The organism is Arthrobacter zhaoguopingii (assembly GCF_009828595.1).
GTDB lineage: Bacteria > Actinomycetota > Actinomycetes > Actinomycetales > Micrococcaceae > Arthrobacter_D > Arthrobacter_D zhaoguopingii.
Window position 1 is genome coordinate 75,126 of record NZ_WPNY01000006.1, and the last position, 22,126, is coordinate 97,251.

General features: G+C 69.1%; 22 protein-coding genes. 10 read left to right on the plus strand and 12 right to left on the minus strand.

Annotation, left to right across the window (positions count from 1 at the left end; genetic code table 11):
- Positions 1–13: 13 nt before the first annotated feature.
- The 3 genes from GVV86_RS09775 to purN form a co-directional block, all read right to left on the minus strand.
- Positions 14–607, minus strand: a complete 594-nt coding sequence (locus GVV86_RS09775) for a DUF6318 family protein (RefSeq protein ID WP_159802670.1) — start codon at positions 605–607, stop codon at positions 14–16.
- A gap of 145 nt (positions 608–752) precedes the next feature.
- A complete protein-coding gene (locus tag GVV86_RS09780) occupies positions 753–1,772 on the minus strand; it encodes a magnesium and cobalt transport protein CorA (RefSeq protein ID WP_246199553.1) in 1,020 nt (339 codons plus the stop codon).
- Entirely contained in the window at positions 1,769–2,335 is a 567-nt protein-coding gene (gene purN, locus GVV86_RS09785; RefSeq protein ID WP_159802671.1) for a phosphoribosylglycinamide formyltransferase, read from the minus strand. Before purN ends, GVV86_RS09780 begins: the two co-directional genes overlap by 4 nt.
- Before the next feature lie 59 nt (positions 2,336–2,394).
- Here purN and GVV86_RS09790 point away from each other — a divergent pair, with 59 nt between their 5' ends.
- Positions 2,395–2,874, plus strand: a complete 480-nt coding sequence (locus GVV86_RS09790; protein ID WP_159802672.1) for a hypothetical protein — start codon at positions 2,395–2,397, stop codon at positions 2,872–2,874.
- A 24-nt stretch (positions 2,875–2,898) separates the two neighbouring features.
- On the opposite strand, the gene GVV86_RS09795 is transcribed toward GVV86_RS09790, so the two are convergent.
- On the minus strand, positions 2,899–4,188 hold the full coding sequence (locus tag GVV86_RS09795; protein WP_159615551.1) for a cell division protein PerM: 1,290 nt from the start codon (positions 4,186–4,188) through the stop codon (positions 2,899–2,901).
- 66 nt (positions 4,189–4,254) lie between these two features.
- Entirely contained in the window at positions 4,255–5,007 is a 753-nt protein-coding gene (locus GVV86_RS09800) for a sulfite exporter TauE/SafE family protein (protein WP_201291420.1), read from the minus strand.
- Between the two features lie 68 nt (positions 5,008–5,075).
- Here GVV86_RS09800 and GVV86_RS09805 point away from each other — a divergent pair, with 68 nt between their 5' ends.
- From GVV86_RS09805 to GVV86_RS09815, 3 genes are all read left to right on the plus strand, one after another.
- Positions 5,076–5,711, plus strand: coding sequence for a DUF1684 domain-containing protein (locus tag GVV86_RS09805; protein ID WP_159802673.1), 636 nt, complete (start codon positions 5,076–5,078; stop codon positions 5,709–5,711).
- 202 nt (positions 5,712–5,913) lie between these two features.
- Complete coding sequence (locus GVV86_RS09810; protein ID WP_425483330.1) at positions 5,914–7,443, plus strand: stealth family protein; 1,530 nt, start codon at positions 5,914–5,916, stop codon at positions 7,441–7,443.
- Between the two features lie 35 nt (positions 7,444–7,478).
- The gene (locus tag GVV86_RS09815) at positions 7,479–8,270 is read left to right on the plus strand and encodes an MSMEG_6728 family protein (RefSeq protein WP_159802674.1); all 792 of its coding nucleotides are present in this window, start codon (positions 7,479–7,481) and stop codon (positions 8,268–8,270) included.
- Positions 8,271–8,344: 74 nt separating this feature from the next.
- Here the strand turns inward: GVV86_RS09815 and GVV86_RS09820 are convergent, their stop codons facing one another.
- From GVV86_RS09820 to GVV86_RS09840, 5 genes are all read right to left on the minus strand, one after another.
- Complete coding sequence (locus tag GVV86_RS09820) at positions 8,345–9,256, minus strand: phosphodiesterase (RefSeq protein ID WP_159615541.1); 912 nt, start codon at positions 9,254–9,256, stop codon at positions 8,345–8,347.
- Between the two features lie 129 nt (positions 9,257–9,385).
- Complete coding sequence (locus GVV86_RS09825; protein WP_425483323.1) at positions 9,386–10,438, minus strand: glycine betaine ABC transporter substrate-binding protein; 1,053 nt, start codon at positions 10,436–10,438, stop codon at positions 9,386–9,388.
- A gap of 1 nt (position 10,439) precedes the next feature.
- Positions 10,440–11,180 carry an ABC transporter permease gene (locus GVV86_RS09830; RefSeq protein WP_201291426.1) on the minus strand — a complete coding sequence of 247 codons (741 nt, stop codon included), beginning with the start codon at positions 11,178–11,180 and terminating at the stop codon, positions 10,440–10,442.
- A gap of 40 nt (positions 11,181–11,220) precedes the next feature.
- Positions 11,221–12,519 carry an ATP-binding cassette domain-containing protein gene (locus GVV86_RS09835; RefSeq protein WP_246669943.1) on the minus strand — a complete coding sequence of 433 codons (1,299 nt, stop codon included), beginning with the start codon at positions 12,517–12,519 and terminating at the stop codon, positions 11,221–11,223.
- The gene (locus GVV86_RS09840; RefSeq protein WP_159615537.1) at positions 12,512–13,153 is read right to left on the minus strand and encodes an ABC transporter permease; all 642 of its coding nucleotides are present in this window, start codon (positions 13,151–13,153) and stop codon (positions 12,512–12,514) included. The genes GVV86_RS09835 and GVV86_RS09840 overlap by 8 nt, the downstream gene beginning before the upstream one ends.
- Positions 13,154–13,481: 328 nt before the next feature.
- Here GVV86_RS09840 and GVV86_RS09845 point away from each other — a divergent pair, with 328 nt between their 5' ends.
- The 4 genes from GVV86_RS09845 (at position 13,482) to GVV86_RS09860 (ending at position 17,357) form a co-directional block, all read left to right on the plus strand.
- Positions 13,482–13,898 (plus strand): hypothetical protein, encoded by a 417-nt coding sequence (locus GVV86_RS09845; protein WP_159802675.1) that lies wholly within the window; start codon positions 13,482–13,484, stop codon positions 13,896–13,898.
- 167 nt (positions 13,899–14,065) lie between these two features.
- Positions 14,066–15,442, plus strand: coding sequence for an extracellular solute-binding protein (locus GVV86_RS09850; protein ID WP_159802676.1), 1,377 nt, complete (start codon positions 14,066–14,068; stop codon positions 15,440–15,442).
- A gap of 3 nt (positions 15,443–15,445) precedes the next feature.
- The gene (locus tag GVV86_RS09855; protein ID WP_159615533.1) at positions 15,446–16,417 is read left to right on the plus strand and encodes a carbohydrate ABC transporter permease; all 972 of its coding nucleotides are present in this window, start codon (positions 15,446–15,448) and stop codon (positions 16,415–16,417) included.
- Positions 16,410–17,357 carry a carbohydrate ABC transporter permease gene (locus tag GVV86_RS09860; protein ID WP_159802677.1) on the plus strand — a complete coding sequence of 316 codons (948 nt, stop codon included), beginning with the start codon at positions 16,410–16,412 and terminating at the stop codon, positions 17,355–17,357. Before GVV86_RS09855 ends, GVV86_RS09860 begins: the two co-directional genes overlap by 8 nt.
- Before the next feature lie 48 nt (positions 17,358–17,405).
- Here the strand turns inward: GVV86_RS09860 and GVV86_RS09865 are convergent, their stop codons facing one another.
- Entirely contained in the window at positions 17,406–17,648 is a 243-nt protein-coding gene (locus GVV86_RS09865; protein WP_159615529.1) for a hypothetical protein, read from the minus strand.
- Between the two features lie 261 nt (positions 17,649–17,909).
- On the opposite strand from GVV86_RS09865, the gene GVV86_RS09870 reads away from it, so the two are divergent.
- On the plus strand, positions 17,910–18,653 hold the full coding sequence (locus GVV86_RS09870; RefSeq protein ID WP_159615527.1) for an MBL fold metallo-hydrolase: 744 nt from the start codon (positions 17,910–17,912) through the stop codon (positions 18,651–18,653).
- Positions 18,654–18,718: 65 nt separating this feature from the next.
- The gene (locus GVV86_RS09875; protein WP_159802678.1) at positions 18,719–19,972 is read left to right on the plus strand and encodes a phospholipase D-like domain-containing protein; all 1,254 of its coding nucleotides are present in this window, start codon (positions 18,719–18,721) and stop codon (positions 19,970–19,972) included.
- Positions 19,973–20,082: 110 nt separating this feature from the next.
- On the opposite strand, the gene GVV86_RS09880 is transcribed toward GVV86_RS09875, so the two are convergent.
- Positions 20,083–21,885, minus strand: a complete 1,803-nt coding sequence (locus tag GVV86_RS09880; RefSeq protein ID WP_159802679.1) for a gamma-glutamyltransferase family protein — start codon at positions 21,883–21,885, stop codon at positions 20,083–20,085.
- Positions 21,886–22,126: the final 241 nt, after the last annotated feature.

Below are 22,126 nucleotides of genomic sequence, written 5' to 3' on the forward strand. Positions count from 1 at the left end.
CTGGGGGACAGTCCTACTCCGGCAGCTCGGTCCCGGGGGTCTCCTCCAGCGACGTGATCTTCCATGCCCCGTCGGCGTACTTCACGGCGGCGGTGTAGATCGTCCCGTCCGGGCTGAACGGCCGGTGCTCAAGGACCTCCCCGTCGGTGCCGAAGGCCGTGTACTCCCCGGGGTTGACGGGGAGCAGCGCGGTCACCGGGCCGGCGCCTTCGGGCGAGGTAATGAGGACGTTCTTCACCTTGGGCTGCCCGCCGAGGATCCACCCGCCGTCCTCGTACACCTCCGCGATGCGGTCGGCCCGCTCGGCCTCCGCGGCCGCGCCGTCGAGGTGGGCGAGGAGCACGTCCGTGTCCCCTGTCTGCAGGGCGTAGGCGGTGAGGTCGAAGTAGTGGAAAAGGAACGCCCGCGCCCCCTCGTGCGAGTTCTCGGTGACGAGGTCGTTTAACTCCGGCTGGCGGACGTTCGACGCCGGCGCGCTCGAACTGGCCGGCGACGGCGCAGCGGATTCCGGTGCGGCGGCCGGCTGCGCCGGGGTGCCGCAGGCGCTGAGGATGACGGCGAAAGTGGCCAGGGCTGCAGTGAGGACCGCGGTGCGAAGAAGGCTCATGGAGTGTCCCAAGGTGGAAGTGCGGGCCGCCGGGCGCCCGGGGCGTCGATTCCGCCCGGTCCACACTATCGGTGGCTTCGAGCAACAAGTCAGGAGAACTGATCCGATGTGACGGACATCGCATCCGGATCGGAAACGTCCGAAGCTAGAGCCACTTCCGGCGGCGGAAGGCCCAGTAGAGGCCTACACCCATGGCGATCATGAGCAGCAGCGCGAAGGGGTAGCCCAGGACCCAGTGCAGCTCGGGCATGACATCGAAGTTCATCCCGTAGATCGAGGCGACGAGGGTCGGGGCGAAGAGGATCGCCGCCCAGGAGGAGATCCGCTTGACCTCCTCGTTCTGGGCCAGCGACGTCTCCGTCAGCCGGGTCATCTCCTCGTTCTGCCGCTGGGCCACGAGCGTGGAGTGGACGGCCAGCAGGCTCTGCAGCAGGGTGCGGAAGGTGTTGACCCGCTCCACGATGCGCAGCACGTGGTCGAGCACATCGCGCAGGCGACGGGCCAGTTCCCCCTCGCCCCGAAAGGCAGTGGAACCGCGCTGCAGCGACTCGATGATGGCCTGCAGCGGCTGGGTGGCCCGCTGGAACTCGATGACCTCCCGGTGGAGTTCGTAGATCCGCCGGGACACCCCGGGGTCGCCGCCGAAGAGTTCGTTCTCGATCTCGTCGATGTCGTTCTCAAGCCCGTTCACCACCGGCAGGTACTCGTCCACGACCTCGTCGAGGATTGCGTACAGCACCGCCTGGGGGCCCATCGCCAGCAGGTCGGGGCTCGCCTCCATGCGGTCGCGCACGGTACCGAGGTCCGGGGACTCGGCGTGCCGAACGGTGACGACGAAGTCGGCGCCCACGAAGACGTGGAGCTCGCCAAACTCGACCTTCTCCTCGCGGTCGAGGTAGCGGGCGGGGCGCAGCACCACGAAGAGGGTCTCGCCGTAGCGCTCAAGCTTCGCCCGCTGGTGGCCGTTGGCGGCGTCCTCGACGGCCAGTTCGTGCAGCCCGAACTCCTCGGCCACGGCCTGGATCTCCGCGCGGTCGGGGCGGTACAGGCCGATCCAGCCCATGCCGCCGGTCTCGCGCATCGCCTCGAAGGTCGAGTCGAGGTTGTCGGGGTCGATCCTGCGGCGGCCGTCGACGTAGACGGCGTTCGCGACGAGGGCGTTCACCGGGTGCCCCCGAGCGTCCGGAGGGTCTCGATCAGGAGCCTGCGCTCCTCGACCTTGATGCGTTCGTGAAGAGTCTCCTCGGTGTCGTCCGGGAGGACCGCGACGGGCGCCTGGGCGAGGATGGGGCCGGTGTCCACGCCGGCGTCGGCGATCATCACCGTGCACCCGGTGACCTTGACGCCGTAGGCGAGCGCGTCGCGGACCCCGTGGGCGCCGGGAAAGCTCGGCAGCAGCGCGGGGTGGGTGTTGAGGTAGCGGTTGGGGAACCGGTCGAGGAAGCCCTGGTCGACGATCCTCATGAACCCCGAGGAGACCACGTAGTCGGGGGCGTAGGAGGCGACCGCCTCCCCCAGCGCGTCGTTCCAGCCGGAGCGCTCCGGGTAGTCCGCGAAGTCGACGACGAAGGTGGGGATTCCGGCCCGCGCCGCCCGCTCGACGCCAAGGGTTCCGGGGCGGTCGGCGCCGACGGCGGCGATTTCGGCGTTGAGGCCGCCGGAGGCGACCGCGTCGATGACGGCCTGGAGGTTGGACCCCGTGCCGGAGACCAGGAGGACGATGCGCATTGCTCCACTGTAGGCGGCGCGGTCGGCTTGGCGTAAACCGCAGCGGCTAGGGTTGGAGGATGAAACAGCGGCCCGCACCACCGTCAGACGGCCCATCCAACCGCCCGTCCAACGACCCATCCGACCGCCCGCACGGGGTCCCCGCCGGCCGGCCCTCCCCCGGGGCGAAGCCCGCGCCGGAGGAGGGTTCCCGGGCACTCCCGCTGTGGTTCCTGGTCAGCCTTGTGGCGGCGGTGGCCACCAGTTCCCTCGACCTGCCGTTCAAGGTTCTGGGCCTGGGGTTCAGTGTCCTGGCCCTCGTGCTGGGAATCGCGACCCTGGTGCGCGCGGTGCGGCGCCGGCTGGGCGGGCTGGTGCGCGTCACCGCCGCGGTGGGGGTGGGCCTCGCCGGTTTCCTCGCCCTCTCCACCGCCGTCCTGATCGCCCTGTGGCCGGTCACCGCGGACTACGAGGACTGCATCGACACCGCCCTGACCCTCGCGGCCGAACGGGTGTGCCAGGACCGGCTGCTGACCCTCAACGGAATGCTTCCGGAATGAGGCGGGCGTTCCGCTAAGGGCCGGTCAGGCGTCCGGGCGCTGCGGTTCGCGCTCCAGCAGCGGCGCCATGGCGTAGCCGAGCACAGCGCCGATCCCGACCTCGGCACCCAGCCACAGGGCGACCGCGAGCGGGTCCGGGCCGAGGTCGGTTAGGCGGCCGATGCCCAGCGATGCCCGCGACAGCAGGGCGAGCGCCGCCCCGCCAAGGCCCGCGAGGAGACCCACGAAGAGTCCGAGGCACACCGTGGAGACGATCGAGGTCAGCCAGCGGGCCGAGGTCTTGAGGCTCAGCCACTCATCGAAGTGGTTCTCGCCCTCCCGGAAGAACCACCATCCTGCCAGCAGGCCCGCCACCACGGGCAGGGCCAGGGCGGCGATGCCGAATTCGAGGGTCCCGGCCGGCAGCGCCCCGAGCACCGGGACGGCGGGGAGGGGACCGACGGTGCTTGCCATTGGCGTGAGCGAGCTGCCGGTGCCGAGGGCGAACCCTGCCCCCGAGGCCCAGGCCAGGGTCCACACCACGAGGTTCGGCAGCAGGCCGAGCTGCCCGAGGGTCAGGGCCGTCGACCCGGCGATCCCTGCCTCAAGGCGTTCATACACGGTGATGACTTCGGTCCAGTGAAGGGCCACGGCGGCGGCGAGCAGCAGCGCCGCCAGGCCGGTGGCCGCCAGCACGCCGAGGAAGGCCGAGCGCACCACGGACCAGGCGTACGATCCGGCCCAGCGCGAGTGCTGGCTTGTCCGGGCGATCCAGGAGGCGAGGTCCACGCCGATCAGGCGGCTCCAGGCACCGGCCTCACGGTAGGCGCCGGTGACGATCCCGAGGCCCGCCGACACCGGCGGGATCAGCGCACCCGCCGTCAGGGACACGGTCACGTCGGCGTTGGTCGAGAAGTAGGCCACGGCGGCGCCGACCACCGCGTAGATGCCGAGCGCCCCAAGAACGGCCTGCCACAGCTGGTCGGTGTAGGAGGCGCGGGCAAGGCGCCGCCCGGCACGCCAGGCGAGGAGGAACGGCACGAGCACCAGGCCGAGCGGAACGGCGTGCAGCAGGCCGGAGGTCGTGCCGGCGATCACCGTCCCCGGCGGGAAGGTGAGCACCAGCGGCACTCCGTGCATCACCAGCCAGGCGTGGCCCGCCGACTGCGCCGCGGAGACGGCGTCCCGGTCGGCGAATCCGCCGGTCAGCCACACCGCGGCGACCGGGATCAGGACCAGGGCCGCGGAGATCGCTGCGGCCTGGCCGAGTTCGAACACCCCCTGCAGCCAGAGGGGCATGGGAACGGCTGTCGGTCTCCGGCGTGGAAGTTTCATCCCTTCAATGGTGCCACCGGCTCCGGCCGGCTCCGCCCACCGACGCGGCCCGGCGGCACGCGCAGGCTAGCCGAGCAGGTCCGCGATCCCCCGGGCGGTGGCCAGCCCGGCCCCGATAAAGGCGATGACGACGACGGCGAAGCGGGCGGTGTCGTCGCGCACGAAGCGCCCGAGCTTTTCTCCGGCGAAGATGCCGGCGAGGATGGCTCCGCCGATGGCTCCCCACATCCAGGGGTCGAGCACCGGGGCCTGGGCCGGGTCAAGCAGGAGTTTGATTGCGAGGGTCACCAGCCCGATGACGACGAAGAAGGGCTGCAGGGTCGCCGCGAAGGGCCGCTGCGGCCACCTCGCGAGGACGGCGTAGGCGCTCACCGCCGGTCCGCCGACCCCTGCCATCGAGTTGGTGAGCCCGGCACCGAACCCGGCCAGGACCTTGGGCACATTACCCCGGACGACGACGTCGGAGCGCTGCAGCACCAGGGAGATGGACAGGGCGGCGAGCACGACGGCGCCGACGGTCACCGCCAGCGGCGCCGCGGGGGCGGTGACGGCGATGAGCGAGCCCGGGACCGAACCGAAGAGGGAGGGAACGGTCAGCCACCGGAACATGCTCCAGTCGATGTCGCGCCAGACCCGTCCGACGATGATCGCCGAGGACACCACCCCGCAGATGTTCACCAGCAGCACGCCCTCGTGGGGGCCGAGGATCAGCACGAGGAACGGGGCGATGAGCAGGGCGAAGCCGAGGCCGGCGATGCGCTGGGCCACGGCTCCGGCGAAGATGGCGCCGAGCACGACCAGAAAAATCCCAAGGGTCACCGTCCCCACAGTACGCAGGACGGTGTCATAGTCCGTGCGCCCGCGCGGGGCGGAGGTACCCTGAACCCATGACCTTGCTCACCACCGCCCTCGACACGGCGGACTGGCGAAAATCGGTGTTTCGGCTCTACGGGCAGGTGCGCCGCAGCGCCGCCGAGGACTCCCCCGAGGCGGCCCACGCCCTGTGGCGGGCCGGCCGGGACCACCTGCTGGGCACCCACCCGGCCTCGCCCCTCGACGATGCGGCGAAGGAGCGCTTCTCGGGGGTCGCCATGGCCGACTACGACCCGGCCTACCGGTTCGAGGCCGCAGTCAGCGACGAGGGAGCGGGTGAGGTTCGGGACGTCGAGACGGGCACCGACGGCACCGTGCCCTTCCAGCGGCTGGGCAGCGTCGTGCTGCCGGGACTGGGACAGCTCGCACTGTGGCGCCTCCAGTCCTACGGCGGCGGAATCTTCCTTCCCCTGCGCGACACCACTGCGGGGCGCGACGGCGGAACCTACGGGGGCGGGCGGTACCTGCTCGACACCATCAAGGGCGCCCATCTGGGCCAGGGCCGCCAGCCCGGCAGCATCGTGATCGACCTGAACTTCTGCTATAACGCCTCGTGCGCCTACGACGAGGCGTGGGCGTGCCCGCTGCCGGGGCCCGAGAACCGGCTCGACGCCGAGGTCCCGGTCGGGGAGCTCTACCGCACCTACTAGGCCCGCGTATCCGGGGCCGATACGCCCGGGTGCCGCGCGCCCGCGTACCGCACCCGGGGCCGGACCGGCGCCTTGAGGAGCAGCCGCCCGCAGGCTCTATCATGGGATATCCACACCCATCTGCGCGGAGGCAACGATTACAGACACGGCTGCTCAACACGACATCTATTTCGGCGCTCCCGAGCCGGAGAACGAAGCCGAGATTCTCGAGTCCGCCTCCCGTGCGGCAGTCGCCCGTTTCACTGACCGCTCCGACATCACCACCGTCAAGCGGCGCTTCACCCTGATCAACTCCGACCGCACCCCGCACGAGGCCATGGTCGAGGACCTGCTGTTCATCCGTGCTGCCCTCGATGCCGCCCGCATCGAGTTCCTGCTGGTTCGCGGCAATGACGAACGTCCCGTCATCGCCATCGATGTCAAGGACCAGGAGCGGCTGCGCGCGGCCCTGGTGGAGGCGTGCCGGAACGAACCCTTCTATTCACGCACCGTCGACACCAAGCGCCGCACCACCCTGCTGGTCGCGGACGGGTCCCTTTCGCACAGCCGCAAGGCCCGCATCTACCGGCTGTTCCGTCCCCGCATCGAACCGATCGGCGGGCTGGCCTACGGGCCCTCCGCCGGCGTGCAGATCGAACTGTGGGCCCTTCACGCCGACAACATCGAACTCCCGGTGGAGAATTCGCTGACCCGACGCACCGTGCCGGCGGCCGAGGCGGTGCGCGGATCCGTCGAGCGCCACGGCCTGAAGTGGCCCACCATCGACAATATGTTCGCCGACCACGCCTCGGACATCGGCTTCGACATCGACCTCGTTTTCTCCTGGGTCGACGGCAGCAGCCCGGAATACCAGGCGGCGCGCGCCGCGCGGATGAAGGGCGCCGTCGTCGGTGAGGGCGACGACCACGAGGCGCGCTTCCGCCAGATCAACGAGCTGAAGTACGCGCTGCGCTCGGTCTACATGTTCGCCCCCTGGGTGCGCCGGATCTTCATCGCCACCGATTCCCAGCGCCCGGAGTGGCTGGCGGACCACCCCTCGGTGACCCTGGTGCGGGCCGAAGAGCACTTCTCGGATCCCTCGGTGCTGCCGACCCACAATTCGCAGGCCGTCGAGGCCCAGCTGCAGCACATCCCCGGGCTCGCGGAGCACTTCCTCTACTCCAACGACGACATGTTCTTCGGCCGCCCGGTTGCCCCTGACATGTTTTTCTCCCCCGGGGGGATCACCAAGTTCATCGAGGCCGACACCCGGATCGGCCTCGGCGATAACGACGCCGAGCGCAGCGGCTTCGAGAACGCGGCGCGCGTGAACCGGCGGCTGCTCCACGAGCGGTTCGGCCGGATCACGACCCGGCACCTCGAGCACACGGCGGCTCCCCTGCGCAAGAGCGTGCTGCTGGAGATGGAGGAGGAGTTCGCCGCGGAGTTCAAGGCCACCGCCGCCTCCACCTTCCGGGCGAAGGACAACATCTCCGTCACCAACTCGCTCTACCACTACTACTCGCTGCTGACCGGGCGGGCGGTCACCCAGGAGATGGCGCGGGTGAAGTACATCGACACCACGGCGCGGTCGGGCCTGAAGAGCCTCAACAAGATGCTCGACAAGCGCAACTTCGACTTCTTCTGCCTCAATGACGGAAGCTTTCCCGAGGTGCCCGCCGACGAGCGGGCGCGGCTCGTCACGGAGTTCCTCGAGAAGTACTTCCCGGTCAAGGCGCCCTGGGAGAAGTAGCCCGTCCTGCCCCGGGACCGTGCCAGACTTGCTCCATGCAGACGTTCCTGCCGTACCCGGACTTCGCTGCCAGCGCCGCCGCGCTCGACCAGGCACGGCTGGGCAAGCAGCGCGTCGAGACGCTGCAGGCGCTGCGGGCGCTCGTCATCCCCGACTACGGGTGGCAGCGGCACCCGGCCATCCGGATGTGGATGGGCTATGTGCCGGCCCTGAGCCTTTACGGCCTGGCGATGGTTCAGGAGTGGGTCTCGCGTGGGCACGCCGATACGACGGGCCCGCTGATCCGGGAATTTGCCCCCGACGCCGATCCGCAGGAAGTTCCGCTCCCCCCGTGGCTCGGGAACGCCGGCGTGCATCTGAGCCACCAGTCGAACCTGATCCAGAAGGCCCCGGAGATCTACCGGGACCGCTTCCCCGGCGTTCCGGAGGACCTGCCCTACCTGTGGCCGGAGCCCGATCGGGAGATCCTTCCGGCCGAACCCGCCGGCGGCCGGGTCTGGGTCTGGCGGTCCGACGCCGTCCCCGCGGTGGACTCCGATGCGGCCCTGCGGATGCCGCTGCAGGCCCCCGGCGGCCGGGCGGCCCCGAAGTGGGAGCGCCAGCTCGCGGTCTTCGAGCACGGCATCGCCGACGGCGACACGGTGGTGCTCGCCGGTGCCGACCCGGAGCGGTTCCGCACCGGCACCGCCGGGCCGGTGCTGCTGGCGGAGGATGTCCTGCTGCGCGGGCTGGCCCTCGACGGCTGGGTGCGCCGGGGCGACTTCGGCCGCCCGGCCCTGCTTCAGGACCCGCGGACCCTGTTCTGCGTGCCGCGGCCCCGGCGCTGACCTGTTCCGGAGGCCGGTCAGACCCTGCTGAACCGGTCAGACTCTCCTGAACTGGTCAGACTCTCCTGAACTGGTCAGACACCGCTGAACTGGCGGGCCGGGGCCGCCTCGGCGATCCGCACCCCCGCCGCCTCGAGGCGCCGCCGGGTCTCGGCACGGGGGACGGTCTCGCCCACCGCGGTGTACTGGCCGGACGGGACCACCGAATGCACGATCGTATCCTCGTAGACGTGGACCATGTTGTAGGACTGGGCGCCGTCGCGGCCCCGGGTCCCGCCGCCGTCGAATAGCAGGTCCTGGGTGTAGCAGGTGGCCGAGGCGACCGAGACGGGGACCCCGGCGAAGGTTGCCGTGGTCGAGTAGTGGAGGTGTCCGGCGATGACGGCCCGGATGTCCGAGCCGCGCACCACCTCGGCCAGTTCCCGCTGCCCGCGCAGCTCCACGAGGACCGCGAGGTCCTGGACGCTGGGCACCGGCGGGTGGTGCAGGGCCAGGATGGTGCCGTGCGGGGCGGGGGTGAGCAGTTCGTTGGCCAGCCACAGCAGCTGGCTGCGGCTGAGCGCGCCGTGGTGGTGGCCCGGGACGCTCGAGTCGAGGGTGATGATCCGCAGCCCGTCGACGTCGTAGGAGCGGTCGACGGGCCCGGCGGACGGTGCTTCGTCGAGGAGGCCCTCGCGGAAGCTGGCGCGGTCGTCGTGGTTGCCCATCGCCCACACCACTTTCGCCCCGAGGCGGTCAGCGGCGGGATCGACGATCGCCCGCAGCTTCTCGTAGGCGCCGGGCTCGCCCTTGTCGGCGAGGTCCCCCGTGAACACGATGGCATCGGGCCGGGCCCCGGAGGCGGTGAGGTCCGCGAAGATCCGGCGCAGCCGCTCCTCGCTGTCCACCGCCCCGTAGAGGGGGCCGGGACCTCCCACCAGGTGGGTGTCGCTCAGATGCAGGATGAAATGCTGCGGCCTCGGATGTTCGGCCGTCCGGTACTCCATGGCAACCTTCTTGGTAGTTGACTGCGTCCTACAACCCAACTTCCTTCCATCAAAGCAGAGCGCAGGCACCCGTGAGGTGAATGAGGCACGGCAAGTCGGAAAACTTAAGGCGCACCTCTACCTCCAGGCTCAGCCCTCCCCGGGATCCGAGATGAAGCCCTTCTCGACCATGAAGTCGAAGGCGACGTCGGCGGGCTCCTGACCCTCGACGTCGACCAGGAGGTTCATCTGGCGCATCGTCTCGTCGGTGAGTTCCGGGGCGATCTGGGCGAAGACCTCCTCCAGGCCGGGGTGCTCCTCGAGGACCTCCGCGCCGAATACCGGGGCGACGTTGTAGGCCGGGAAGAACATGCGGTCGTCCTCGAGCACCGTGAGGTCGAGCGCGTCGATCCTGCCGTCCGTTGAGAACACCTCACCGAAGTTGCAGTCGCCGCTGTCGGTCGCGGAGTACACAGCACCGGTGTCGTAGATCCCGATGTTGGCATCCGGCACCCCGTCCGGCGCGCCGCGGGTCAGCCCGTAATGCTTGAGCAGGGGGTTCATGCCGTCCGAGCGGGAGTTGAATTCGGACTCGATGCAGAAGGTGCGCTCCTCCACGGGCAGTTCGGCCAGCTGGGAGATCTTCGTGATGTTCCCCAGATCCGCAAGTGCCTCGGTGCGCACAGCCAGCGCGTAGGTATTGTTCAGCGGCGCCGGCCGTCCCCAGATGAGATTGTTGTCGAGGTCGGCGTCGTGAACTGCCTGCCACTGCTCCTCCTGGTCGGGGATGCCGGACTCCTGGCCAAGGTAGGTCAGCCACGCGGTGCCGGTGTACTCGAGGGTCACGTCCGCATCTCCGGAGAGGAGCAGTTCACGCACGGGCTGGCTGCCCGGCACGTTGGTGAGGTCCGTGACCTCAAAGCCCGCCGCGGAGGCGGCGAGCACCGAGATCTTGCCGAGGATGAGCTGCTCGGTGAAGTTCTTCGACGTCACCGTCAGCGGCTCGCCCTCCGCACCCTCGAGGACTTCGATCGAGCCCGGCCCGGCCTCTGGAACGTAGGAGGTGGCGGGCTGCAGACCGCACCCGGAGACGAGCAGCGCAGCCGATGCGGCGAGGAAGGCCGCCGCACGGGGCCGGCGGAAGGGGTTCTGGCGCATGGGGTTCTGGCGGATGGGGTTCTGGCGGATGGGGTTCTGGCGCATGTCAAAGTCCTTTCGGCCGCGCGACGTGCTCGACGACGCGCCCGAGCCAGTCGACGAACAGGGCCAGCAGCGCCACGATCACCGATCCGGCCACCAGGACGCGCGGAAGGTTGAGGTTGACCCCGGTCGTGATGAGGATGCCGAGGCCCCCTCCGTTGATGAAGGTGGCGAGGGCCGCGGTACCGACGAGCAGGACCAGGGCGGTCCGGATACCGGCCAGCATGATCGGCACGGCGAGGGGAAGTTCGACCCGCACGAGCACGGCCAGGGCACTCATCCCCATTCCCCTGCCGGCCTCGACGAGCCGGGTGTCGACCTGGTTGAGTCCGATCATCGTGTTGCGCAGCACCGGAAGGATGGCGTAGAGCACCAGCGCCACAACGGCGGCACGGAAACCGAATCCCAGCCAGGCGGCGAGGAGCACGATGAGCCCGATGGCCGGTGCCGCCTGGCCGAAGTTGGCAACGGCGAGGATCGGTCCGTTGAAGCGCCGAAGACCCCTGCGGGTGAGGAGGATGCCCAGCGGGATGGCGGTTAACAGCACGATCAACGCCGCCAGGCCCGTCAGGGCCAGGTGCTCACGGGTGTAGTCAAGGAGCGATGAGGGGCTCAGGGTGGTCCGTTCGGTGTCGGTCAGCTCGGCGGCAGCAAGCCAGAGAGCCAGGAGCACGCCGACGACGACGATCCCGGCGAGCTGCAGCAGCAGCGGCCGCCAGGACAGGGGTGCGGCGTCGGCGCGGATGGCTGCCTCCTGCCCTGCCGGGACCGCGGTGCGCGTCGGCTCACTCACCGGTGCGCTCCGGTCCGGTCAGGCCGGCCGCCGGCAGGCCGGGGGCGCCGCTGGCCTGCACGGCCTCGAGCGTGCCGGTGTTCACTCCGACCGGGCGGCCCTCGGCGTGCGCGGTGCGGGCGTGCCGGTGTGCCCGTCCGATCGCGTCCATGACGGTGTCGACGTTGATCACCCCGCGGAACGTGTCGCGGGGGCCGGTCACCAGCGCCGCCCCGACGCTCGAGACGAGCATGGTGTCGAGGGCGTCATTGAGGGTGGCACGGTTCCCCACGACGGGCAGCCGCGGGTCGCGTTCGGCACCGACCCGCTCGAGCCGGCTCAGCTGCCGGCGGGAGAGCCACTGCAGGGGACGGTTCCGTTCATCGACGATGACCGAGTGGTTATGCCCGATGGCGTCCATGCGTGAGAGCACGTCGGTGGCGAGGTCGCCGGGGCGGGCCACGACTGCGTCCGCGACCTCGACCTCGTCCACGCGGGTCAGGGTCAGCTGCTTGAGGCCGGCACCGGAGCCGATGAAGTTTTCGACGAATTCGTTGGCGGGCTCGGCGAGGATGCGTTCGGGGGTGTCGTACTGGACGAGCTGGGCGCCTTCGTTGAAGATCGCGATCCAGTCGCCCAGCTTTACCGCCTCGTCGAAGTCGTGGGTGACGCAGACGATCGTTTTCTGCAGTTCGCTCTGGATGTTGAGCAGTTCATCCTGCAGGCGCTGCCGCGTGATGGGGTCGACCGCGCCGAACGGTTCGTCCATGAGCAGCACCGGCGGATCGGCGGCGAGGGCGCGGGCCACCCCCACGCGCTGCTGCTGTCCGCCGGAGAGTTCGCGCGGGAACCGGTCGCGGTAGCGGTCGGGGTCGAGGGAGACCAGCTCGAGCAGTTCGTCGACGCGGGCGGCGATGCGCTCCTTGCTCCAGCCGAGCATCTTGGGAACGAGGGCGATGTTCGCAGCGACGCTCATGTGCGGGAACAGTCCTCCGGCCTGGATGACGTACCCGATGCGGCGGCGCAGGGCGTCGCCGTCGATCCGGGTGACGTCGTCGCCGTCGAGCACGATCCGGCCTTCGCTCGGTTCGATCAGGCGGTTGATCATCTTCAGCGTTGTCGTCTTGCCGCAGCCGGACGGGCCCACGAGCATCACGATCTTCCCCGCGGGGATCTCCATGGTGAGCCCGTCGACGGCGGGCTTCTCCTGGCCGGGGTACCGCTTGGTGACCGTGTCGAGGAGGATGCTGGCGCCGGTGATCGGCTTCGCCGCCGCTCCGGCGGCCGGGGAGGGAGTGAACGTTTCAGACACGGATACCTCGCGGGGTTGTGAGCCGGCCGAGGCCGACGAGAAGCAGGTCAAGGACAAGGGCAAGCACGATGACGGCGAGAACGCCGGTGGCGACCGACTCGAACGAGTTCGCTCCGCCGAGCCGGGAGAGCCCGGAGAAGATGAGGCCGCCGAGGCCGGGGCCGAGCGCGTAGGCGGTGATCGCGGCGATTCCCATCACCATCTGCGCCGATACGCGGATCCCGGTCAGGATGACCGGCCAGGCCAGGGGAAGTTCGATCCGGACGAGCGTGCGGATCCGGCCCATGCCGATGCCGCGTGCTGCCTCCACCAGGGACTGGTCGATGCCGGCCAGTCCGACCACGGCGTTGCGCAGGATGGGAAGCGCCGCGAAGAACGCCACGACGATCACCGCCGGGCCCACCCCGAAGCCGAGAGGGGCGATCAGCAGGCCGATCAGAGCGAAGGCCGGAATCGTGAGGCCGATCGCGGAAATACCATTTACGAGGGCCGAGAGGGTGGGGCTGCGGTAGACCAGCGTGGCCAGGACGACGGCGGCCACCGCTGCGAGCAGCAGGCACTGCACCACGAGGGAGAAGTGCTGCCAGCTCGAGAAGAGGATCGAGTCGATCCTGTCGACGAGGAAATCGGTCACATTCGTACCCTTTTCACCTTGGGGGAACTGCCCGCGCGGGGTCGCGGCGGGAGGAAACCAGGCCGCTTTATCGGTGAACGGCGGCCTCCACCATAGGCAGGTTTCAGCGAAGATTCCATTTCACCAGCCGTCTCAGGGGCCCCTTAAGCAACGCCGGACGGCCGTCCGCAGCGGTCTCCCGCGCCGTCCGGCGTCACCTTCGGCGGTATGCTGGATTCGCCTTCGGGACCCCCGTAGGCTCGATCCAGCCCGTGGCTCCGCCGTGGGTTTCAGCACCAGAACCGTGGCGGAAATCCGCGGAAGTTTCGACCGAAAGTAGGACCATCCAATGGTTATCAAACTCAGCCACATCCCCCCGCGGGTGGCCACCGGCGCCTTCATCCTTAACGCCGGAATCGGCAAGCGCGGCCTCGATGAGGAGAGCGCCGCGTACATGCAGCAGATGGCCGCCGGCGTCTTCCCCCAGGTCGGCCAGCTCGACCCGGAGAAGTTCGGCAAGATCCTCTCGGCGGTGGAGATGAGCCTGGGCGGCCTCCTGCTCGTGCCGTTCGTCCCCAGCCGGCTCGCCGGCCTGGCTCTGGCGGGCTTCTCTGCAGGTCTTCTTGCGATGTACCTCAAGACCGAGGGAATGACCGAGAAGGACGGGGTTCGCCCGACCCAGGCCGGAACCCCTGTCGCCAAGGACGTCTGGATGCTCGGCATCGCCCTGGGCCTCATCCTCGACTCGCCGAAAAAGCGGAAGTAACCGCCTCCCGCCATACCGGCGCGCACGCCAAGCCTGCTGACAGTAAGCCGCCTTAGGTATTTCGGATAGAAGTGCTTATGCTGACTTCACACGGTAGTCCCGCGTCGACCGGAGGTTGAAAACCCACTCCTCGAGCCGTCCGGGACGTTCGAAGCGAAGGGGCGGGTATGAAGACTCGAAAGTCACTGGCCATTGCGGCAGCGTTAGGGCTGGCACTCTCGGCGTGCGCCACCGGTACGGGCGGCTCCCAGACAACCGAAGACAGCCAGTTCGACCCGGAGGCCGAGGTCTCCGGGGAACTGAACATCATGGGCTTCGGCGCGACCGACGAGATCGGCGAAACGCGCGTGAAGTCGGCCGAGGAGAAGCTCGACGGCGTGAAGGTGAGCCTGGTCGAAGGCGACCTGGACATCCAGCAGTTCCTCTCCGCCGTCGCCTCCGGGGAGCCGCCTGCCCTGATCTACGCCAACCGCAACCAGCTTGGGACCTTCGCCTCCCGGGGGGCGATCATGCCCCTGAACGAGTGCATCAACGCCCACGGCATTCAGGTCGACCATTTCCGGGCCGCGGCGATGAGCCAGGTGACCTTCGAGGACGAGGTCTACGGCGTACCCGAGTTCAACCAGGTGCAGATCGTCATGGGCAACTCGACACTGCTCGAGGAACAGGGCCTCAGCGTCGAGGACATCGACGGGTCCGACTGGGACGGGATCCGCAGGGCCGCGGACACGCTCGTCAAGAACGAGGGCAAGCTGGGCGTCATCGGTTACGACACGAAGCTGCCCGAGTTTCTTCCCATCTGGGCCAAGGCCAACGGTGCCGACATCATCTCCGCGGACGGACGCAAAGCCCAGCTCAACGACCCCGCCGTCGTTGAGGCCCTAGAATTCGCCTCGGAGATCTACGAGAAGCAGGGCGGGTTCAGCGCCGTCAAGGCGTTCCGGGACTCGGCCGACTTCTTCGGGGAGGGAAACCAGTTCGCCTCCAACACGCTCGGGGCCATGCCCATGGAACAGTGGTACGTCAACATCCTCAACGACGTCTCGCCGGACGCCCCCATGGCATTCACCACCCTGAAGGACACCTCGGGCGAGACCATGAGCTACTCCAGCGGGTCGGCCTGGGCCATCCCGAAGGGAAGCTCGAACCCCGAGGCCGCCTGCCGGTTCATCGAGCACATGACCAAGGTCGACACCTGGATGGAGGCCGCCACTGCCCGCGCCGACATGCGCGCCGAGGAGGGCAAGCCGTTCACGGGGCTGTTCACCGGCAACCAGGCCGCCGACGAGCGGATCAAGGAAGAGTTCGTCAAGGTGGGCTCCGACCCCAAGTGGGACGCGGCCATTGAGGCCTCCTACGAGGCCAATGAGGCGTCCTTCGCCCTGCCGGCCAGCCCCGCCGACGCCGAATTCGAGACGGCGTGGGAGGACGCGGTGAACCGGGTGCTCAACGGCCAGCAGGAACCCCAGGCAGCCCTCGACCAGGCGCAGGAGGAGGCCCAGCAGGCTCTTGACGAGGCCTGGAGCTCCTGGGACGAGGAATAGGAGATGAGCTCGCAGGCCGCCCCGCTGCGGGGTCCTCGGGCCGCCAAGCCGGTGCTCCGGCCGGGCCAGCGGCGGAACCGCCGCCGCGCCCGGCGCGCCGCACTGCTGTTCATCAGCCCGTGGATCGCCGGTTTCCTCATCTTCACGCTCTGGCCGGTCATCTACAGCGCCTACCTGTCGCTCACCGACTACGACGTGATCAACAACCCGAACTTCGTGGGCACGGCCAACTATGCCGAGCTTTTCGAGGACCCCAAGACCGCCCTGTCGCTGCGCAACACCTTCATCTACACCGCCATCTCGGTGCCGGCGCACGTGATCGTGTCGCTGCTGCTGGCACTGCTGCTGAACCGGGCCGGGCGCGCCTCCGGGTTTTTCCGGACGGTCTTCTACCTGCCGAAGATGACACCCCCGGTGGCCATCGGCATCCTGGTGCTCCTGCTGTTCAACGGGCAGAACGGCCTGGTCAACGGGTTCCTCGGCTGGTTCGGCATCGATGGTCCGGCGTGGACCACCGACCCGTCCTGGATCAAGCCAGGGCTCATCCTGATGAGCCTGTGGACCCTCGGGTCCTCGGTGATCATCCTGCTGGCGGCGCTGCGCGATGTGCCGCAGGAACTCTACGACTCGGCGAAGGTCGACGGCGCCAACGGCTTCCAGGTCACCCGTGCCATCACCCTGCCGATGATCAGCGGAAGCCTGTTCTTCCTCGTCATCATCAACACGATCGCCGGGTTCCAGACCTTCACCGAGGCGTACACCGCGTTTTTTGGCTCGGGCAACACCACCTACAGCAACGACGCCGCCCTGTTCTATTCGATCTACCTGTTTCAGCAGGCCTTCGAATTCCTCCACATGGGCTACGCCTCGGCCATGGCCTGGGTGCTGTTCGTCATTGTCCTGATCGTCACGGTGATCCAGATGGTCGTCAGCCGGAGGTTCGTCTACTACGAAAGCGGGAACAACGATGGCTGATCTCCAGGCCGGCCCGTCCCAGCTGCCGCCGGTTGCGCCGGTCCGCCCCGCCGACGGCGCTCCCGCGGCGGTGGCGCCGGCGCCGCGGCGCACCGGCCGGGCGGGTGCCCGCCGCAGCCCCGTGGCCCGGGTGCTCACCTGGCTGGCACTGGGCGCCGCGACGGTCGTCTTCACCTATCCGCTGCTGTGGCTGATCAGCGCCTCGTTCAAGCCCCGCTCCGAGGTCTTCGACAACCGCCTGATCCCGAAGTCGTTCACGTTCGAGAACTACCTGACCGTCTGGCAGGAGGCTCCGCTCGCGCTGTGGCTGGGCAACACCGTGCTGGTGACGGTGCTGGCCGCCACCACCGTCACCATCTCCAGTGCGCTGGTGGCGTGGGGCTTCGCGTTCTTCCGGTTCCGGGGCCGCAATGTGCTGTTCGGCCTGGTCCTGGCGACCATGATGCTCCCCGGCGCGGTCACCATGATTCCGACCTTCCTGATCTGGAACAGCCTGGGCCAGGTCGGCACGCTCACCCCGCTGTGGGCGGGCAACCTCTTCGGCAGCGCGTTCTACATCTTCCTGCTGCGCCAGTTCTTCCTGGGGCTGCCGCGCGAGCTGTTCGAGGCCGCCCGCGTGGACGGGGCAAACAACTGGCACATGTTCTCGCGCATCGCGCTGCCGCTGTGCAAGCCCGCCCTCGTCGTCACCCTGCTCTTCGAGTTCCAGGCGGCCTGGACGGACCTGATGCGCCCCCTGATCTACCTGCGGGACAGTTCGACCTTCACTGTCCCCCGCGGGCTCAAGGCGCTGCTCGATCAGTTCGGGTTCGGCGGGGACTGGCACTGGGAACTGGTGGTGACGGCGAGTGTGATCACCACAGTGCCGATGATCATCCTCTTCTTTATCGGCCAGCGGCACTTCGTCGAGGGGATCGCCACCACGGGCAACAAGGGCTGACGGTCCGGCGGCCCCCGCGTCTACAGGGGCTTTCCGCCACCCGGAGGGCTACCGGGGCGAGGCCTCCCGGCTGCGCTCGGCCGGAGTCACCAGCGCTGCGATCCGAAGGATTTCGGCCTCGGGAATCCCGGTGGCTTCGGACAGCGCGCCCGGCTCCTCCCCCGCCCCGAAGGCCTCAACCACCAGATCCCGGTACAGCAGGGCCAGCCGGTCGCGCTCGAACTCTGCTTGTTCGAGGTCTGCTGCAGCAATCATGATCTGCTTGATGGGGCTGGGGCTGGATTCGGACATAGCCGCCCTTTCGCGTAACAGGGGTTGGTCTTCGAATTTATCAGCCGATCAGGACCCACCGCTTCTGGACTCGCGCCGGCTCCGGAGCATCCGCCCCGGAAGGTCCCGGCGGCCGGCGCCCGCGCCGGCACATCGGCGTGAAATCGACTACCCCTCCAACGTATCGGGCAAGTACGGGTTTAGAAAGAATGCTCCTTGCGGAACTCCCGCGCGCACTGCTTGGCTTGGATTTTTCCGGCTTGGCCCCAGGGAGGATCCAACATGCTCACGCCGAATGTCGCCGACGGAATCCACCGCATCGCCCACGCACACACCAACTGCTACCTGGTCGAGGATGGCGGGGGCCTGCTCCTCGTCGACGCAGGGCTGCCGGGCACGCGGCAGAAGTTCATCGGTGCGCTGAGCAGCCTGGGCAGGAGCCTCGCCGACGTGCGGGCCGTGGTGCTTACCCATGGTCATTTCGACCACCTCGGATTCGCCGAATACCTGCGGCTCCAGCATCAAATCCCCGTCTACGGCCACGTCGACGACGCGTACATCGCCTCCCACCCCTACCGCTACCAGCGGGAGAGGACGCCGCTGCTGTACCCGGTGCGCTATCCCCAGGCGGTCCCGGTGCTGGCCCGCATGGCGGCCGCCGGCGCCCTCAAGGTGCGTGGGGTGAAAAAACTTGAGCCGTTGACCTCCGCGAGTGCCGCCGCCCTGCCGGGCAACCCCGTCCTGGTTCCCTCCCCCGGACACACCCTGGGCCACTGTGCGCTGTCCTTCCCGGAGCGGGGCGTGCTGATCAGCGGTGACGCGCTGGTGACCCTCGACCCGTACACCGGACGGAGGGGCCCGCAGATCGTGGCCCGGGCCGCGACCGCGGACACCGCCGCGGCCCTCACCTCCCTCGATGCGCTCGAGGGCACCGGAGCCCAGATCGTCCTGCCCGGGCATGGCTACGCGTGGACCAACGGGGTGGCGAAGGCCACAGCGGAGGCCCGTCTGGTCGGCGGGCACTAGCGCCGCTGCCGGGGCGCTCCGGGGTGCGGGTCCGGACCGGGGCGGCCGAACGATAGGCTCTAGTTATGGACTCGCTGAACCACAGGGTTGTGATGGAGTTTGCCACCACCGCCCTCCGCCGCGCCGCTCTCCTTTTCTTCGGTGTCCAGGCCGCCGCCATCGCCTCCGCCGTCCTCATCGACGCCGTGCAGAAACGCATCCGCCGGACCCGGGAGGGCTTCCCCCGGCCCGGTACCTTCACCACGACGATCAATGAGTCCACGACGACCGTCTACACCTACGGCGAAGACCTCTTCAGCGCGATGATCCAGGCCATTGAGAAGGCCCAGCACGAGATTCTGCTCGAGACCTACATCTGGAAGGGCGACGCGATGGGACGGCGATTCCGTGACGCCCTCAACGCCGCGGCGGCCCGCGGCGTCAAGGTCCACGTGATCTACGACGGCTTCGCCAACCTCGTGGTGCGCCCCTCGTTCTACCGGTTCCACCCGGACGTCCACGTGTTCCGGTTCCCGGTCCTGCGCCCCTCGGTGCTGTTTACCAACATTCGGGGCACCGGCCTTGACCACCGGAAACTGATGGTGGTCGATGACGCCATCGGCTTTGTCGGCGGGTACAACATCGGTTCCCTGTACGCCACCAAGTGGAGGGACACCCACCTGGCGATCACCGGGCCGTCGGTGTGGGAACTGCGCCAGGCCTTCGTCAGCGTCTGGAACCTGAGCGCGAAGCGGCACGCGAAGATGGCCGACACCAGCGCCGGTTTCTGGGAGCCCCGGATCCGGGCCGTCAACAACATCCCGGCGAACCTCGTGTTCCCGATCCGCGGGGTCTACCTCGATGCCATCAACCGCGCCACGCGCTCCATCTACATCACCACCGCCTACTTCATCCCCGACCAGCAGATCATGGACGCGCTGCTGCGGGCGAGCCTGCGCGGCGTTGACGTGCGCGTCCTCCTGCCCGAGGACTCGAACCACGTCGTTGCCGACTGCCTCTCGCGCGGGTTTTACTCCTCGATGCTGCGCTGCGGCGTGCAGGTCCTGCTGTACCAGAACGCCATGATCCATGCCAAGACCGCGACGGTGGACGGCGAATGGTCGACGGTGGGCACGGCGAATATCGACAGGCTGAGCCTGACCGGCAACTACGAAACCAACCTCGAAATCTTCGACAAGGATCTGGCCCGCACCATGGAACAGATCTTCGAGATCGACAGCTCAAACACCCGCCTGCTCACCCTCGAAGAGTGGGAGAGCCGGCACGTCATGGCGAGGTTCAGCGAGACGGTGCTCGCGCCGCTCCGCCCCTTCCTCTAGGGCGGCCGGCCGCCGGCGGGCGCTGCCCTTGGCGCCGTCCGGCGGGCGGCCCGCCCCCTGCATACAGTCCCCCGGGATAGCCCGGCAGGGATGCGCCGGCCGGGTGCCGGTCAGCGGCCGGCGGCATATCCCTGCGCGCCGCGCGGATTGGCCGCCGCCTGCAGGATCCCGGTGGCCGGATCGGCAGTGACGCAGGAGAGCCGCCCCAGCGACCAGTCCCCTGCCCGGGTCACGACGTGTCCGCGGCGTTCGAGCTCCGCAATGACCTCGTCCCCCAGCCTGTCCTCCACGACCGCTCCACCCGGTTCCCAGGTGCGCGGCCAGAAGGAGCCGGGAATCGACGTCGTGTGGAGCGAGGGCGCGTCAATGGCTTCCTGGGGGGTGTAGCCCCCGACGATGGTGCGCAGCAGGTACAGCAGCTGCCACTGGTCCTGCTGGTCCCCTCCAGGCGAGCCGAGGGCCACCACCGGCTCGCCGTCCCGCAGGACGAGGGTGGGCGTCAGGGTGGTGCGCGGGCGCCGGCCGGGGCGCAGCGTTGAGGGGGCGCCGTCCTCAAGCCAGGTCATCTGCAGGCGGGTACCGAGGCAGAAGCCGAGTTCGGGGATGGCCGGCGAGGACTGGAGCCAGCCGCCGCTGGGGGTCGCCGAGATCATGTTCCCCCAGCGGTCGACGACGTCGATGTGGCAGGTGTCGCCGCGGGTCTCCCCGGCGCGGGAGACGGTCGGTTCCCCCGCCCCGGCGAAGGGCCTCCCGGCGGCGGCCGGCGGGGTGTACTCAGTCCTCAGCGGCGGGAGGAACGGTTCGTGGTCCGGAACACTGCCGGGACGGAATTCGGTTGAGGCCCGCTCGCCGATCAGGGCCCGGCGCTGCGCCGCGTACTCCTCGGAGAGCAGGTACTGAAGGGGCACCGCGGCGTCACCGTAGTAGGCCTCACGGTCTGCGATGGCGAGCTTCTGGGCCTCGAGGATGGTGTGCGCGCCGAGTGCCGTTGAGGGGTCGAGGTGGTCATCGGGAAGCCCCTCCAGGATCGCCAGGGTCTGCAGCAGCGCCGGCCCCTGCCCCCACGGTCCGGTCTTGGCGATGGTGTGCCCACGGAACTCATAGGTGGCCGCCGGTTCATACCCGGCCCCGAAATCGGCGAAGTCCTGCCGGGTGATCACCCCGGCGTGGTCGGTCCCGGACGAATGGCGGTGCGGGATGGAAAGGAAGTCCACGGCCGCCGAGGCCACGACCCCGGTCCGCCACTCGCCGCGGGCGGCGTCGATCCGTGCCTCGCGGGTCGCGGCGCCGGACCCGGCGCCGACGAGCCCGTCGAGGACCACCGCGTAGGCCTCATTGGTGATGATCTCCCCCGCAGCCGGCGGCCGTCCGTCCGGCATCCACAGGGCTGCCGAGCTGGGCCAGTGCTCGGTGAACAGCCCGGCGACGGTCGCGATGGTGGCTCCGACACGGGCCAGGACGGGGTGCCCGTTCCGGGCGTAGCCGATCGCGTAGGCCAGCACCTCGCCGAGTTCCCACGAGCCATGGTCGCGCAGCAGCAGCAGCCACGCGTCGACGGCCCCGGGCACCGCGGCCGCCAGGGCTCCCGCCCCCGGCACCAGCTCGAGTCCCTCGGCCAGGTAGTGTTCCCGGGTGGCACCGGCCGGGGCGGGGCCCTGCCCCATGAGCACGGTCGGCGTGGGGTCCGCGGCGGTGGTGAAGACGCCCGTCATGTCACCGCCGGGGCCGTTGAGGTGGGGTTCGACCACGTGCAGCACGAAAGCCCCCGCGACCGCGGCGTCGAAGGCGTTGCCGCCGCGCTCCAGGACAGCCTGCGCGGAGGCCGTCGCCAGCCAGTGGGTGGAGGCGGTCATGCCGAAAGTTCCCTGCAGGGTGGGACGGGTGGTGAAGGCCCCAGCCGGTGTGTACGTCATGGAAGCGCCTTTCGGCCCGGGCAGGGCGTGGACGGACCTCCCCTCGGCGGGGCCCGTTGGTATCGGATATCTTCTCTGCTCCGACGATATGCTTCGTATACGTTCCTCACAAGATCATCGGCAGCACCGGTGCCGGGTCAGGCGGATTGGTTCCGGCCGGGCTGCCGGACCGCCACCGGGGCCGCCCTACCCGCTGACCCGTCTCAGCGGACCCATCCCAGCGGCCCGCTCCGGTGGACCT